The 16288-nt window shown below is 49.5% G+C and carries 12 protein-coding genes; 11 read left to right on the plus strand and 1 reads right to left on the minus strand.

Annotation, left to right across the window (positions count from 1 at the left end):
• Positions 1–61: 61 nt before the first annotated feature.
• The 7 genes from tmaR to ACKPVM_RS05185 all read left to right on the plus strand — a co-directional run bounded on the left by tmaR (position 62) and on the right by ACKPVM_RS05185 (position 8014).
• Positions 62–379 (plus strand): PTS system regulator TmaR, encoded by a 318-nt coding sequence (gene tmaR / locus ACKPVM_RS05155; RefSeq protein WP_409307473.1) that lies wholly within the window; start codon positions 62–64, stop codon positions 377–379.
• 382 nt (positions 380–761) lie between these two features.
• The gene (locus ACKPVM_RS05160) at positions 762–3038 is read left to right on the plus strand and encodes a ComEC family protein (RefSeq protein ID WP_409307474.1); all 2277 of its coding nucleotides are present in this window, start codon (positions 762–764) and stop codon (positions 3036–3038) included.
• 37 nt (positions 3039–3075) lie between these two features.
• On the plus strand, positions 3076–4824 hold the full coding sequence (gene msbA / locus ACKPVM_RS05165; protein ID WP_409307476.1) for a lipid A ABC transporter ATP-binding protein/permease MsbA: 1749 nt from the start codon (positions 3076–3078) through the stop codon (positions 4822–4824).
• Complete coding sequence (lpxK, locus tag ACKPVM_RS05170) at positions 4821–5810, plus strand: tetraacyldisaccharide 4'-kinase (protein ID WP_409307478.1); 990 nt, start codon at positions 4821–4823, stop codon at positions 5808–5810. The genes msbA and lpxK overlap by 4 nt, the downstream gene beginning before the upstream one ends.
• A gap of 69 nt (positions 5811–5879) precedes the next feature.
• Complete coding sequence (locus ACKPVM_RS05175; protein ID WP_409307480.1) at positions 5880–6062, plus strand: Trm112 family protein; 183 nt, start codon at positions 5880–5882, stop codon at positions 6060–6062.
• Positions 6059–6811: a 3-deoxy-manno-octulosonate cytidylyltransferase gene (kdsB, locus tag ACKPVM_RS05180; protein WP_409307481.1), complete on the plus strand. Its 753-nt coding sequence runs from the start codon at positions 6059–6061 to the stop codon at positions 6809–6811. The genes ACKPVM_RS05175 and kdsB overlap by 4 nt, the downstream gene beginning before the upstream one ends.
• Positions 6812–7120: 309 nt before the next feature.
• Positions 7121–8014 (plus strand): YcbJ family phosphotransferase, encoded by an 894-nt coding sequence (locus tag ACKPVM_RS05185; RefSeq protein WP_409307483.1) that lies wholly within the window; start codon positions 7121–7123, stop codon positions 8012–8014.
• A 9-nt stretch (positions 8015–8023) separates the two neighbouring features.
• On the opposite strand, the gene elyC is transcribed toward ACKPVM_RS05185, so the two are convergent.
• Entirely contained in the window at positions 8024–8803 is a 780-nt protein-coding gene (gene elyC, locus ACKPVM_RS05190; protein ID WP_409307484.1) for an envelope biogenesis factor ElyC, read from the minus strand.
• Positions 8804–9022: 219 nt separating this feature from the next.
• Here elyC and cmoM point away from each other — a divergent pair, with 219 nt between their 5' ends.
• Genes cmoM through mukB form a run of 4 tightly spaced genes read left to right on the plus strand, consistent with a single transcriptional unit; the run spans position 9023 to position 16275 of the window.
• Positions 9023–9808: a tRNA uridine 5-oxyacetic acid(34) methyltransferase CmoM gene (cmoM, locus tag ACKPVM_RS05195; RefSeq protein WP_409307486.1), complete on the plus strand. Its 786-nt coding sequence runs from the start codon at positions 9023–9025 to the stop codon at positions 9806–9808.
• Positions 9805–11130, plus strand: a complete 1326-nt coding sequence (mukF, locus tag ACKPVM_RS05200) for a chromosome partition protein MukF (RefSeq protein WP_409307488.1) — start codon at positions 9805–9807, stop codon at positions 11128–11130. The genes cmoM and mukF overlap by 4 nt, the downstream gene beginning before the upstream one ends.
• The gene (mukE, locus tag ACKPVM_RS05205) at positions 11111–11839 is read left to right on the plus strand and encodes a chromosome partition protein MukE (RefSeq protein ID WP_409307490.1); all 729 of its coding nucleotides are present in this window, start codon (positions 11111–11113) and stop codon (positions 11837–11839) included. Before mukF ends, mukE begins: the two co-directional genes overlap by 20 nt.
• Positions 11836–16275, plus strand: a complete 4440-nt coding sequence (gene mukB / locus ACKPVM_RS05210) for a chromosome partition protein MukB (protein WP_409307492.1) — start codon at positions 11836–11838, stop codon at positions 16273–16275. Before mukE ends, mukB begins: the two co-directional genes overlap by 4 nt.
• Positions 16276–16288 lie beyond the last annotated feature (13 nt).

Raw genomic sequence — 16288 nt, forward strand, 5'->3', positions numbered from 1 at the left:
GTTAGCCTGTATGGTGGGCGCATAAAGAATCTGTGTATGACTTTACGTAAGGGTATAGCAAATGGATAAGGACACTAAACCGTGTTTCCAGGATGTGCTGGAGTTTGTGCGCATGTTTCGCCGCAAAAATAAACTGCAACGTGAAATCGTTGATAACGAAAAGAAAATTCGTGACAACCAGAAGCGCGTATTATTGCTGGATAACCTGAGTGAATACCTGAAGCCCGGTATGACGATTGAAGATGTGCAGGGGATCATTGCAAACATGCGTGGCGATTACGAAGATCGCGTGGATGATTACATCATCAAAAATGCGGATTTATCCAAAGAACGTCGTGAATTATCTAAGAAACTGAAAGCCATGGGTGAAGTAAAGTAATCTTCTCGCTTCGTTAATTCACCGTTACCTACCACGAAAGGGATCGCTAAGGCGGTCCTTTTTTTGTCACTTTTATCCCCCCAATAATCCTTAAAATGCATAGTGTTTTGCAAATTCTCTGTAACGGATGGCAAAAGAAAAACATTACTGCATGGATGATTCCTTCCTCTTACTCTTGGGCTATGAGCAAGCGCCACACTACGACATCCTAGGCGAAATAGCAGACCGCAAAATTACGTAAAACGATATGTATTGCCAAGCTATGTATCTCCAGGTGCGGCGAATGGCAGAAAATCGATGACGCTCCGGTCACTGAGTCGCGGCGGGATAGCCGAATTTAGCTTGGTCATGGCAAATCTGTGCTTTTCACCGTGAGGAAAGGATGAAGAGAATATCGCTGAATATACTTTGTTTAACTGCGATTATCGGTATTTTGCCCTTACTTGTGCTTTCTTCGTTGCCCTCTGCGAGGCTGTTATGGTTGGGTCTTGGTTTGGCTATCGCACTGTTGCTGCATCGGTCTTACCTTTCTTACCTTATTGCCGTTGCGATTTTTAGCTTTTGTTGGGCAGGTTTAACCGCACAGGCCTTGTTGGAGCAGATAGAACCGTTGACACAGCGCCCGGTTGACGCGGTTGTGACCATTAGCAGTATGCGGTTTGCAGAGCTTGATGAAAGCAGAGTGATTATCAAGTTAGAAAAAATTAATCAGCGCTGGGTTTTCCCACCGCTGTATGCTCAGGTGACCCTATCGCAATCAATGCAACAGTGGTGTGGCGGACAACGCTGGGCAGTGAGCGCAAGTTTTCGCCCCGTTCATAGTCGCTTGAATGAAGGCGGGTTTGATAGTCAACGTTGGGCGATATCGAAACGCCAACCAGTGTCGGGTCGGATCATATCGGCACAGGTTATCGACGCTGAATGTAGCTATCGTCAGCGGATTCTTTCACAGGCGGAAGAACAAACGACGTCATTTTCATGGCGTTCCATTTTGTTGGCGCTGGCCTTTGGTGAAATGAAAACGGTTGATCCTGATACCAAAGCCGTTTTACAAAAAACGGGAACGATGCACCTGATGGCGATATCCGGCCTGCACATTGCACTGGCTGCTGGATTCGGCTGGGCCGTCGCTCGGCTGATACAATATGGTTTTCTCACCCATCGCATCGGATATCGTTTCCCCCTGTTGACGGGCGTTGTCGTCGCCTGGGGATATGTCTGGTTAGCTGGCGGTAATCCACCTGCCGTCAGAGCCGCTTTAGCACTTTCTGTCTGGATGATGTTGAAAGCGAGCGGCGTGATTTGCTCTTCATGGCAAGTCTGGCTATGGTGCGTGGCGCTTATTTTGTTATGCGATCCGCTTAGCGTCTTATCTGACAGTTTCTGGCTTTCTTGTTTGGCCGTTTCATCGCTTATCTTCTGGTTCCAATGGGCCCCATTACCCTTACACTGCCAACGACGATTTCGTTGGTGTTGGTTACGATGGCTCCATCTGCAAACGGGCATTACTTTACTGTTAATGCCGTTACAACTCAGTATGTTTCATGGTGTTAGCCTGACGTCCTTGCCAGCTAATCTCTGGGCTGTTCCCGTGGTTTCATTTATTACTACCCCACTTATTTTACTGGCATTGCCCCTTATGCCATTCACGTACCTGAGCCATGGATTATGGTGGCTTGGCGAGCAATCGCTGAATGCGGTGTTTGTGCCATTATCTCACTTGCAGTTTGGCTGGATAGATCTTGACGGATCGCTACTGATTGGGAGCGTGACAGGGTGGGGCATCGTGGCCATCTGGCGTTTTGCCTGGTGGAAAACACATCCCGCTACGCTGGGGGCCTTGATCGTATTACTCGTACTTTCCCGAGTAAAAAATGATGAGCCGAACTGGCGAGTGGACATGCTAGATGTTGGGCACGGGTTGGCGATCGTGATTGAACGTGAGGGAAAAGCGGTACTTTATGATACCGGCAATCGGTGGGATGGCGGCGATATGGCAACGCGAGAAATATTACCTTATTTGCGCTGGCGGGGCCTTCATGTGGAAAAAATTATTCTGAGTCATAGCCACCTGGATCACATCGGTGGTCTGGAGCAGATTCGGCAGGTTTATCCATCGGCAAATATTTATAGTTCATTTAAACAAGCCGATCATCAGCCATGTGTTCAGGGGGAACGCTGGCGTTGGAGAGGATTGACGTTTACGGTTTTGTGGCCAACGAGGTTGGTCGAGCGGGCAGAGAATAACGATTCGTGTGTGATTCGTATTGATGATGGAAAACACCGAGTTCTGTTGACGGGAGATATTGAGTCCGAAGCGGAAAAACAACTGGTTAGATGGCAAAGGAATGCGCTAAATGCAGATTTGTTACAAATCCCTCATCATGGCAGCAAAACATCGTCTTCGCCGCCTTTTATTCGGGCCGTCAACGCTCAACATGTTATCGCGTCCACCGCACGTTATAACCCGTGGCGACTACCTTCAGATAAAGTCGTCGAACGATATCGGCAGCAGCGTTATGAATGGTTAGACACGGGCATGTTTGGGCAATTAAGTGCCCATTTTTTCACCGATTCATGGCAAATATTGCGCTTTAGAACACAAATATCGCCCCGTTGGTATCATCAGTGGTTTGGCGTAAAGCGCTATAACGAGTAAAATAGGCGGCTATTTCTTTCTGGCTCAGGTTTATTGCATGCTGAATGACAAAGATCTCTCCACCTGGCAGACGTTTCGTCGCCTCTGGCCGATGATCTCTCCTTTTAAAGCGGGGCTAACGGTAGCCGCGATTGCGCTGATTGTTAATGCGGCTGGCGACACGCTGATGCTGTCTTTGCTTAAACCCTTGTTGGATGACGGTTTTGGTAAAGCCGATCGGTCAATTTTAGTCTGGATGCCGCTGGCGGTCATTGGACTGATGTTGATGCGCGGGGCGTCTGGCTTTGTATCCAGTTACTGTGTTGCCTGGGTTTCAGGGAAAGTGGTGATGAATATGCGCCGCCGCCTATTTTCTCATATTATGGGAATGCCCGTTTCTTTCTTCGATCAGCAGTCAACGGGGACATTGTTGTCACGAATCACCTATGATTCTGAACAGGTTGCTGCGTCGTCTTCCGGTGCCCTGATTACTGTTATTAGAGAAGGTGCGTCGATCATTGGTCTTTTCATTCTGATGTTTTATTACAGTTGGCAGCTTTCCATCATCCTGATTGTGATTGCGCCTATTGTTTCTATTGCCATTCGTCTTGTTTCCAAACGCTTTCGCAATATCAGTAAAAGTATGCAGGACACGATGGGGCATGTGACGACCAGTGCAGAACAGATGTTAAAAGGCCATAAAGAAGTGCTGATTTTTGGTGGCCAGAGTGTCGAAGCAAAACGGTTTGACAAGGTCAGCAATCGCATGCGCCAACAGGGAATGAAATTGGTGTCTGCGTCTTCAATATCCGATCCGATTATTCAGTTGATTGCTTCGCTGGCCTTGGCGTTTGTTTTATATGCAGCGAGTTTCCCAAGCGTGATGGAAACTCTGACGGCGGGGACGATTACCGTTGTTTTCTCCTCCATGATCGCCTTGATGCGACCGCTTAAATCACTGACAAACGTCAATGCGCAATTTCAGCGTGGGATGGCTGCTTGCCAAACGTTGTTCGCTATTTTGGATATGGAACAGGAAAAAGACACTGGCAAACGGGAGATTGAGCGGGCAAAAGGAGATCTGGAATTCCGTAATGTCTGTTTTTCCTATTCGGGACGAGAAAATCTGGCGCTGAACAATGTCAGCTTACATATTCCACCGGGAAAAACGGTGGCGCTGGTTGGACGTTCGGGGTCAGGTAAATCGACGATCGCTAATCTGATCACTCGTTTTTACGACATTCAATCTGGTGAAATTTTACTGGATGGTTGCGACCTTCGTGATTACACCTTGGCTTCATTGCGTAACCAGGTGGCGTTGGTCTCACAGAACGTACATCTGTTTAATGACACGATTGCCAAGAATATTGCCTATGCCTGTCATGATCGCTTTAGCCGTGAAGAAATTGAGCGGGCTGCCAAAATGGCACATGCGATGGACTTTATCAGCAAGATGGATAATGGTCTGGATACCGTGATTGGCGAGAACGGTGTGCTATTGTCCGGCGGGCAGCGTCAGCGTATTGCTATTGCACGAGCGCTGTTACGCGATTGCCCGATTCTGGTGCTGGATGAGGCAACGTCGGCATTGGATACTGAATCGGAGCGGGCGATACAGTCTGCATTGGATGAGTTACAAAAAGATCGTACTGCGTTGGTTATCGCGCATCGTCTTTCCACCATCGAGAACGCAGATGAAATTCTGGTTGTTGAAGATGGACACATTATTGAGCGTGGTGACCATGCTACCTTGCTGGCTAATAATGGAGCCTATGCTCAACTACATAAGATGCAATTTGGCGAATGATTGAGCGTATCTGGTCAGGACGTTCGCCACTTTATTGGCTGTTGATCCCTCTCTCATTGTTATATGGCGGGATAACTTTTTTAATCCGCCAGAGCTATCGCTGGGGGTGGCGTGAGCGTTGGCGAGCGCCTGTGCCTGTTATCGTGGTCGGTAATCTGACGGCGGGCGGTAATGGGAAGACGCCGGTCGTCATCTGGTTGGTTGAGCAACTGCAAAAGAAAGGATATCGGGTGGGGGTGGTGTCCCGTGGTTATGGCGGTAACGCCCATTATTATCCTTTGTTGGTTGATGACGCGGTGACAACCTTGCAGGCTGGTGATGAACCGGTGCTGATTTATCAGCGCACAGGCGCTCCGGTTGCTGTCGCGCCAAAACGACGTGAGGCGGTAGAAGCGTTATTGGCTCATTATGTTTTGGACGTAGTGATCACCGATGATGGTCTCCAGCATTATGCGTTAGCGCGCGATATTGAGCTGGTGGTCGTTGACGGTATCCGGCGATTTGGTAATGGCTGGTGGTTACCTGCAGGCCCCATGCGTGAAAGAGAGAGTCGATTGTCTTCGGTTGATGCGGTTATTGTTAATGGCGGCGTTCCTCATAAGGGGGAAATCGGCATGACCCTCGCTTCGGGCATGGCGGTTAACCTGCTTTCGGGCGAAACGTGTGAGGTTTCTTGCTTACAAAATGTGGTTGCGATGGCGGGGATCGGACACCCTCCGCGTTTTTTCGCCACGTTGCGTCAGTCGGGTGTAAGCATCGCGCGCGAAGTGGCTTTTTCCGATCATCAACGCTATCAGCCAGAGCAACTGAAGCCCTTAACCCCTGATGGTCGTCAACCGTTATTAATGACAGAAAAAGATGCCGTAAAATGCAGGATGTTTGCCTGTGCTAACTGGTGGTATCTCCCTGTTAGTGCCGTTCTGCCCTCGGCACAAGCCGATCAATTGCTCAGTCAAGTAGAGCATGTATTGGTCAAGCATGAATGAAAGACAAGTGCGGGCTGATTATTTCAGCGGCGCTATTGCCTGTCGAATAATTTCTATGATGGAGGAAGCATGGATCATCGTTTACTTGAGATCGTTGCCTGTCCGGTATGTAACGGGCGTTTGTACTTCAATAAAGAGAAACTGGAACTGATATGTAAGGTTGATGGTCTGGCCTATCCTGTTCGCGACGGTATTCCCGTTTTATTAGAAAATGAAGCGCGCACATTAGGTGCCGATGAGATAACACAATGAGTTTCACCGTCATTATTCCTGCACGCTTTGCGTCGAGTCGTTTGCCCGGTAAACCGCTAGCGGACATTTGTGGTAAGCCGATGGTGTTGCATGTAATGGCCCGGGCGTTAGAGTCAGGGGCTCAGCGCGTCATTGTTGCCACCGATCATCCAGATGTCCAGACGGTGGTTCAGCAAGCTGGTGGCGAAGTTTGTCTGACCAGCCCTGACCACAATTCTGGAACTGAGCGCCTTGCCGAAGTCATCGAACGCTACGGTTTTGCCGATGACGAAATTATTGTGAATGTACAGGGGGATGAACCTCTGATCCCGCCAGTCATCATTCGTCAGGTCGCAGAAAATCTCGCTTCTTGCCGGGCGGGGATGGCGACGTTGGCCGTGCCAATAGAGACATGCGAAGAGGCGTTCAATCCTAACGCGGTTAAGGTGGTGACGGATGCCGAAGGGTACGCATTATATTTCTCTCGTGCGACGATACCTTGGGAGCGTGAGCGTTTTGCGCAGTCTAAAGAGAGCATCGGCAATCATTTCTTACGACACATTGGTATTTATGCGTACCGAGCGGGTTTTGTTCGTCGTTATGTAAGTTGGGCACCAAGCCAGCTAGAGCAGATTGAACTGTTGGAGCAACTGCGAGTGTTATGGTATGGCGAAAAAATTCATGTTGCGGTAGCAAAAGCGATCCCCAGCGTTGGCGTTGATACACCAGAGGATTTGGTTCGTGTGCGCCAGGCGATGACAAGCCGCTAAGTAAAAAGATCTATACCCAAAATAATTCAAGTTTCAGGAAGGCGGCAAGAGAAGGAATCCCGATGAGCTTACTTGAGTAAGTGATTCGGGTGACTGAACGCAGCCAACACACATGCAACTTGAAGTATGACGGGTATATCAAGCTAGTCCATATTAGACGGAGGTTTTCATCACAAGAAAGTCTCCGTTTTTATTTGCAGCAAAACAGCAGCAGTACCTTCTTTATTTGATCTGTATTGGGGAAATTGTGATTCACTGACCGCATCATGACGGTTAGGGCGCTTTTGCTCAGTAGAGGTTTTGCCGTTTATGGAACAATTAAAAGCGGAATTAAGTACGGTGTTGGGGGAAAGCCTGAGTCGCCTTGAACGTATCAGCGAACAACCTTACGCGCATCTGTATGCTTTATACGATAAAGAAGGTCATGCTATCCCTTTACTTGCCAAAAGTTATGTTTGCCAAGGTGTTGCACAGCAGGAAGCCTACAAGTTATCGATGTTAGCGCGAGAAGGGGATGTACGCCTACCGACGGTGTATGGATTGGTTGTTACCCAACAGCCGCCGTATAAAGAGTTGCTATTGATTGAGCGCCTGCGCGGCGTATCGGTTGAAGCGCCCACGCGAACCGTACAGCGTTGGACGCAACTGATGGATCAAATTGTAGAAAATGTTTTGGCCTGGCACCGAATCGATAGTCATGGCTGTGTAGGTTCTGTCGATAGTTCACAGGATAATGACTGGGTAAGCTGGTATCAGCAACGTTTAGAAGTGTTATGGTCCACGTTGCTCAATATTACTGCGCCGTTATTGACTCAGGACGATCGCAGTCTGCTTTATCGTTCCCGCCAGACGTTACCCACCTTATTCGATGATTTTAATGATAGCTGTGTCTTGGTTCACGGCAATCTCTCACTACGTAGTATGTTGAAAGATGCCCGTAGCGATCAGCTACTGGCGATGATTAACCCGGGCATGATGCTGTGGGCTCCCAGAGAATATGAACTCTTTCGCCTTTGCGAATCTGGTATGCCGGAACAACTGCTCTATCATTACCTGAAGAAAGCGCCTGTTTCTGAATCGTTTGTCCATCGACGCTGGTTATATGTTATCTGGGAGGCCGTTTCCCGTTATATCCACACGGGGCTGTTGGATCGTCAACTGTTTGATACCGCGTCCCGAGAGCTTGCGCCCTGGTTGGAATAACCGGTGATGCTATTCTTCCTGTTCGGTTTTTGTCCCTTTCAGGCTTTGCCAAACTCGTCCTAGAGTTTCATACCAGGCCCGCTCGCTATGCGATAAATAATAGGCGGAAGGGAAAATTTTCTCCCATGGATTAAGCACGGTCGTTATAGCCAACTGGTTTGCGGGCGCGGGCATAGGGTGTAATCCTTCAGCCTGAAAGAAGCGCATTGCACGGGGGAGATGGTTTGCCGATGTGACTAACCAAAATGGCTGTTGGCCAACAATTTTAGCCGTGCCAATAGCTTCTTCCTCTGTATCCCTTGCGGTATCCACTAGCAGAATATCTCGAGAGGGGACGCCCAGACTTTCAGCCACCCACGCGGCGGTTTGCGCACTGCTGATGGGGTTGCCTTGTGCTGCCGCACCAGTAAAAATCATTTTCGCACCGGGGTTGGCATGATAAATGCGGATCCCTTCTGTCACGCGTGGCAGGCTGTTACTAATGAGATTGGAACTGGGGGCCCAGTCAGCGTTGTAGGTATAGCCACCGCCAAGCACCACGATATAATCAGCTCGAGGTTGATCGGCTTGCCAGGTTGGATAACGGTTTTCTAATGGTAGCAACAGGCGATCGGCAATCGGTTGAATACTGAATAATGTCAGGATAAGCCAACTGATTAAAATGAGTGTTTTTCCCATGCGTTGATGCCGGGTGAACCATAAAAGCAGCAGACCAGCACCGATTAGCAGCAATAGCAATGGCAGCGGCTGCAACAGGCTGCCGACAAATTTTTTAAGCGTGAAAAGCATAAAATCGCGCTCCTTTTGAGTGAAAAAAACGCATTCAGGAAGATATTATGTGGTGAGAAGATTTATTCTAAGTCAGCCTGTGCCAAAATGGCAGACTTGAGTACGCTCGGTATACTGGATTGCGATACCTTCATTTATGGCGGGTTGTGGCGCAGATGGTGAAAAACGTACTGGCGTTTTTTGTTCACCTTGAATTTATGATATGGAACCATTGACTTCATGCAGGATCGCAATTTTAACGATATCGCAGAGAAATTTGCTCAGAATATTTATGGCACCACAAAAGGGGCACTGCGGCAGGCGGTGCTATGGCAGGATCTTGAAGGGCTGCTTGGCCGACTTCCTGCCCGTCCCTTAAATATTCTGGATGCTGGCGGTGGTGAAGGGCATATGGCCTGCCGTTTGGCTGCTTTAGGACATCAGGTATTGTTGTGCGATCTATCCGATGAGATGATTCAGCGAGCCAAAGAGGCAGCAGCGGCACAAGGTGTGAGCCATAATATGCGCTTTGTACAAAGTGCGGCGCAGGATATCGCACAATATATGGAAAGCCCCGCCGATCTGATATTGTTTCATGCGGTATTGGAATGGGTCGCTCAGCCTCAGGCTGTGTTGGCGATCTTAAAGGATTGTCTGGCACCTGGCGGAGCGCTGTCGTTGATGTTTTATAATCAGAACGGATTGCTGATGCGTAATATGGTGTTGGGTAATTTTGCCTATGTGCAGGCGGGGATGCCTAAACGCAAGCGTCGGTCGTTATCGCCGGATCACCCGCTGGATCCGCAGCAAGTTTATGGCTGGCTTGAGGATATGGGGTTATCGATTAGCGGTAAAACGGGTGTCCGGGTCTTTCATGATTATTTGCAGAATAAGCAGCAGCAGCGTGATAATTTTTCTGAAATTCTTGAGCTTGAACAGCGTTATTGTCGGCAGGAGCCCTTCGTGAGTTTGGGTCGTTATATCCATGTCATGGCGCATAAACCCCAGTTGAAGGATGCATTATGAGTGATTTTTCCCAGACTGTACCCGAATTGGTCGCCTGGGCACGAAAAAATGATTTTTCCCTTTCCCTTCCCACGGAACGCTTGGCTTTTTTGCTGGCAATCGCCACGCTTAACGGTGAGCGCATGGATGGTGAAATGAGCGAAGGCGAGTTGGTTGACGCTTTTCGTCACGTCAGTCAGGGATTTGATCAAACCGATGAAACCATTACCGTGCGGGCAAATAATGCGATTAACGACTTGGTTCGTCAGCGTTTGATTAATCGTTTTACCAGTGAGCAAGCGGAAGGCAATGCGATTTATCGCCTGACGCCGTTAGGCATCGGCATTACGGATTACTATATTCGCCAGCGAGAGTTTTCAGCCTTGCGGTTATCCATGCAACTTTCAATTGTGGCGCAGGAGCTAAGTCGTGCGGCAGAGGCTGCGGAAGAAGGCGGGGATGAGTTTCACTGGCATCGTAACGTGTTTGCGCCGTTAAAATATTCTGTCGCGGAGATTTTCGACAGTATTGACTTATCCCAACGGGTCATGGATGAGCAACAGCAAGGGGTCAAAAGCGATATTGCCGCGCTGTTGAATCAGGACTGGCGTGCAGCGATTAGTAGCTGCGAACAGTTGCTGACAGAAACCTCAAGCACGCTGCGTGAATTGCAGGATACGCTGGAAGCCGCCGGGGACAAACTCCAGGCCAGTCTGCTGAGTATTCAGGATGCCATTCTGAACAACTCACACAATCTGGAGTTTGTTGATAAGCTGGTTTTTGATCTGCAAAGCAAACTCGACCGTATTGTCAGTTGGGGGCAACAAACCATCGATTTATGGATCGGTTATGATCGGCATGTGCATAAATTTATCCGTACCGCGATCGATATGGACAAGAACCGGGTATTTGCACAGCGCTTGCGTCAGTCGGTACAACACTATTTCGATCACCCCTGGGCGCTCACCTTTGCTAATGCCGATCGACTGCTGGATATGCGTGATGAAGAATTAGCTCTGCGTAGTGAAGAAGTGACGGGGGAATTGCCTCCCGATCTGGAATATGAAGAGTTTAGTGAGATACGCGAGCAGTTAATTGCATTAGTTGAACAGTCGCTACAAAAATACAAAGAGCAGCAAATTCCGCTTAATTTAGGCGATGTGATGCGTGAGTATCTTGCACAGTATCCTCGCTCCCGGCATTTTGACGTTGCACGAATCGTGGTCGACCAGGCTGTGCGCCTGGGCGTAGCCGAAGCAGATTTCACCGGATTGCCTGCATTGTGGCAGGTAATCAATGATTACGGAGCCAAGGTACAGGCCCATGTCATCGACAAATATTGAACATATCATGCCAGCCAAGCTGGTAACGGCGCTGTCTAATTTGCTATTTCCTGCGTTAGACAGCCAATTACGCTCAGGGCGTCATGTCGGCATTGAAGAACTGGAAAATCATGCTTTTCTGATGGATTTTCAGGAAGAGCTGGAATTATTTTATAGCCGTTACAACGTTGAATTGATCCGTGCGCCGGAAGGATTTTTTTATCTGCGTCCGCGTTCTACTACGTTGATTCCGCGTTCGGTTTTGTCTGAACTGGACATGATGGTCGGGAAAATTCTCTGTTACCTGTATCTCAGCCCGGAACGTTTGGCGCATGAAGGCATTTTCAGCCAACAAGAGTTATATGATGAGTTGCTCAGTTTAGCGGATGAAAACAAGCTGCTGAAGCTGGTTAACCAACGTTCCACGGGCTCCGATCTGGATCGCCAGAAATTACAGGAAAAAGTGAGAACATCGCTCAATCGCTTGCGGCGTTTGGGCATGATCTACTTTATGGGGAGTGATAGCAGCAAATTTCGTATTACTGAGTCTGTTTTTCGCTTTGGGGCTGATGTACGTAGCGGCGATGACGCACGTGAAGCGCAATTGCGGATGATTCGCGATGGTGAAGCGATGCCTGTTGACGGTAATCTGTCACTGAAAGATGAAAGTGACGAGAACGATCGTACAGACGATACCCCGCCTGAGAGTGTTGAGGATGAACAGGAATGATTGAACGCGGTAAATTTCGCTCACTGACGCTGGTTAACTGGAATGGTTTTTTCGCTCGCACGTTTGATCTGGATGAATTAGTGACGACGCTGTCGGGTGGCAATGGTGCGGGTAAGTCCACGACCATGGCGGCGTTCATTACGGCGTTGATCCCCGATCTGACGCTCTTGCACTTCAGGAATACGACGGAAGCGGGGGCGACCAGCGGATCTCGTGATAAAGGCCTGCACGGTAAATTACGCGCAGGGGTATGTTATTCGACGCTGGATGTGATCAACTCCCGGCACCAACGTGTGCTCGTTGGGGTGCGCCTCCAGCAGGTTGCCGGGCGAGACCGCAAAGTCGATATTAAACCGTTCACGATTCAGGGGTTGCCAACAGCAATCCAGCCAACGCAGCTGTTGACACAGGTTGTGGGAGAGCGCCAGGCGCGAGTGCTTTCCTTGCAGGAGTTAAAAGAACGTGTAGAAGAGATGGAAGGGGTTCAATTCAAACAGTTCAACTCCATCACGGATTACCATTCTTTAATGTTTGATTTAGGTGTGGTGCCCCGACGACTACGTTCCTCCGCCGATCGCAGTAAGTTTTACCGCCTGATCGAAGCCTCGTTGTATGGCGGTATTTCCAGTGCGATTACGCGCTCGCTACGTGATTATCTTTTGCCGGAAAATAGCGGCGTACGTAAAGCGTTTCAGGATATGGAAGCCGCCTTGCGTGAAAACCGCATGACACTGGAAGCGATTCGCGTTACCCAGTCCGATCGCGATTTATTTAAGCATTTGATATCTGAAGCAACCTCTTACGTGGCGGCAGACTATATGCGCCACGCCAATGAACGCCGTATTCATCTTGATAGCGCACTTGAATTACGTCGCGATCTGCTAGGGAGTCGCAAACAACTCGTCGCTGAACAATACCGTCATGTCGAAATGGCTCGTGAGTTGGAAGAGCAAAGCGGTGCAGAAAACGATCTGGAAACCGATTATCAGGCTGCCAGCGATCACCTTAATCTGGTGCAGACGGCCATGCGTCAGCAGGAAAAGATCGCGCGCTACAATGCCGATCTGGAAGAGCTGAGTTATCGTCTGGAAGAACAGAATGACGTCGTTGAAGAAGCTCGTGAGCTGCAAGCTGAAAACGAAACGCGCGCCGATGCCGCCGAATTAGAAGTGGATGAGCTGAAAAGCCAACTTGCGGACTATCAGCAGGCGCTGGATGTACAACAAACTCGCGCCATCCAATATCAGCAGGCGCAACAGGCGTTGGAGCGGGCCAGAACGCTGTGCCAACTCCCTGAACTGACGACGGAAAATGCCGATGAATGGCTGGACAGTTATCAGGCGAAAGAACAGGAAGCGACAGAAATCCTGTTGATGCTTGAGCAAAAGCTGAGCGTCGCTGATGCGGCGCATGGTCAGTTCGAACAGGCTTATGCGTTAGTTTCTCGTATTGCCGGTAATGTTAGCCGTAGTGATGCCTGGCAAGTTGCGCGTGATTTATTACGTGATAGTTCGTCGCAGCGCTATCAGGCTGAGCGAGTACAACCACTGCGTATGCGTTTATCGGAACTGGAACAGCGCTTGCGTGAGCAGCAGGATGCGGAGCGTTTGTTACAGGATTTCAACAAGCGCAACGGGCAAGATTGCCAGCCAGAAGCGCTGGATTCCCTCCAGCAGGAACTGGAGGCGCGTATTGAAACCCTATCGTCTCTGGTCGCAGAGGCGGGTGAGCGCCGAATGGCATTGCGGCAGGAATTGGAGCAGGTTCAGCAACGTATTCAACAACTGACGTCGCGAGCGCCGGTTTGGTTGGCGGCACAGGAAACACTGACGCAGCTAAGCGAGCAAAGCGGCGAAACATTTGAAGATAGCCGTCAAGTCACCGAGTTCATGCAGCAGTTGCTGGAACGTGAACGAGAAACGACCGTTGAACGTGATGAGATCGCCACGCGGAAACGGCATATCGAAGTGCAGATTGAAAAGCTGAGTCAGCCAGGTGGTTCTGAGGATCCGCGTCTTAATGCGCTGGCCGAACGGTTTGGCGGCGTGTTGTTGTCAGAGATTTATGACGATGTGACGCTGGACGATGCGCCTTACTTCTCTGCGCTCTATGGGCCGTCACGTCATGGGATTGTGGTCGCCGATCTTTCACTGGTTCGTGAGCAATTGGCTGGTTTGGAAGATTGCCCCGAAGATTTGTATTTGATTGAAGGGGATCCTCAGTCCTTTGATGACAGCGTATTTGCTGTAGAAGAATTAGAGCGTGCGGTGGTAGTAAAAGTCGCTGATCGCCAGTGGCGTTACTCTCGTTTTCCCGATGTGCCGCTATTTGGTCGCGCCGCACGTGAAATACGTTTGGAAAGCCTGCGTGATGAACGAGAGGCGCTGGCTGAGCAGTATGCGACGCTTTCTTTTGACGTACAAAAGACCCAGCGTTTACACCAGTCCTTCAGCCGTTTTATTGGTACACATTTGGCCGTGGCGTTTGACGATGATCCCGAGGTGGATATCCGAAGCCTACAGTCTCGCCGTGGTGAGCTCGAACGAGCCATCGCTAATTTTGATGGCGAAAATCAGCAGCAACGTCAGCAGTACGAGCAGGCTAAAGAACTTAGCACCATGCTGAACCGTTTGATCCCACGTGTAAGTTTACTGTGTGATGACAGTCTGTATGACCGGGTTGAAGAGATTAGAGCGGAACTGGATGAGACCGAAGAGTCAGCTCGTTTTATCCAACAGCATGGCGTTACGTTGGCCGCGTTGGAACCAATCGTGCCGGTACTACAAAGCGATCCGCAGCAGCATGAGCAATTACAGGAAGATTATACACAGGCGCAACATACGCAGCGTCATGCTAAGCAACAGGCGTTTGCGCTAACCGAAGTTGTTCAGCGCCGAGCGCACTTTAGCTATACGGACTCCGCCGGTATGTTGGGCGAAAATACCGATCTGAATGACAAGCTTCGTCAGCGTCTGGAACAGGCTGAAGTTGAGCGAACAAAAGCGCGCGAGCAATTGCGTCAACATCAGTCACAGTTGACGCAATATAGCCAATTACAAGCGTCGCTGAAAAGTGCCTACGATGCTAAACGCGATATGCTGAAAGAGTTGACACAAGAGCTTCAGGATATTGGTGTGCGCGCCGATGCTGATGCGGAATCTCGGGCTCGCCAGCGTCGTGATGAGCTACATGCCGCATTAAGTACCAATCGCTCTCGTCGAAATCAGTTGGAAAAACAAATTACGTTCTGTGAAGCCGAGATGGATAGCTTGCAAAAGAAATTACGCAAGTTAGAGCGCGATTATCACCAAATGCGCGAGCAGGTGGTGACGGCGAAGGCGGGCTGGTGTGCCGTCATGCGTCTGGTGAAAGATAACGGTGTGGAGCGTCGTTTGCATCGTCGCGAATTGGCTTACATGGATGGTGATGAGCTTCGTTCAATGTCGGATAAAGCCTTGGGGGCATTGCGTTTAGCGGTCGCGGATAACGAGCACCTACGAGATGTGCTGCGTCTGTCGGAAGATCCTAAACGCCCAGAACGTAAAATTCAGTTCTATATTGCTGTCTATCAGCACCTGCGTGAGCGTATTCGTCAGGATATCATCCGTACTGATGATCCGGTTGAAGCGATTGAACAGATGGAAATTGAGCTTAATCGTCTGACTGAAGAGCTGACCGCGCGTGAGCAGATGTTGGCGATAAGCTCGAAGAGTGTGGCGAATATCATTCGTAAGACGATCCAACGTGAGCAAAACCGTATTCGTATGCTGAATCAGGGGTTGCAATCCGTGGCGTTTGGTCAGGTAAAAAGCGTACGTCTGAATGTCAATGTACGTGAAACACACACAACGTTGTTGAATGTGTTGTCTGAACAACAGGAAATGCATCAGGATCTGTTTAATAGCAATCGTCTGACGTTCTCTGAAGCATTGGCAAAACTGTACCAGCGACTGAATCCAGAAATCGATATGGGGCAACGGACGCCGCAGACTATCGGTGAAGAGCTATTGGATTACCGTAACTACCTGGAAATGGAAGTTGAGGTGAACCGTGGTGCGGATGGATGGCTGCGAGCGGAAAGTGGTGCGTTGTCTACCGGAGAGGCGATCGGTACGGGCATGTCTATTCTGGTTATGGTCGTTCAAAGCTGGGAAGAGGAGTCTAAACGGTTACGCGGTAAGGATATTTCACCATGCCGCCTCCTGTTCCTGGATGAAGCGGCACGACTGGATGCTAAGTCAATCGCGACGCTGTTTGAACTCTGCGATCGTCTGGAAATGCAGCTAATTATCGCCGCACCGGAAAATATTAGCCCTGAAAAAGGAACGACCTATAAGCTGGTGCGTAAGGTGCATCAGAATCATGAACATGTCCATGTTGTCGGTTTGCGTGGCTTTGCGAGTGAGTCGCCGGAAATTCAGGAGCAGGCTTCCTAGGAATATTTTGATT

The sequence above is a fragment of the Pectobacterium hainanensis genome, from assembly GCF_046237015.1.
Lineage (GTDB): Bacteria > Pseudomonadota > Gammaproteobacteria > Enterobacterales > Enterobacteriaceae > JBJYIN01.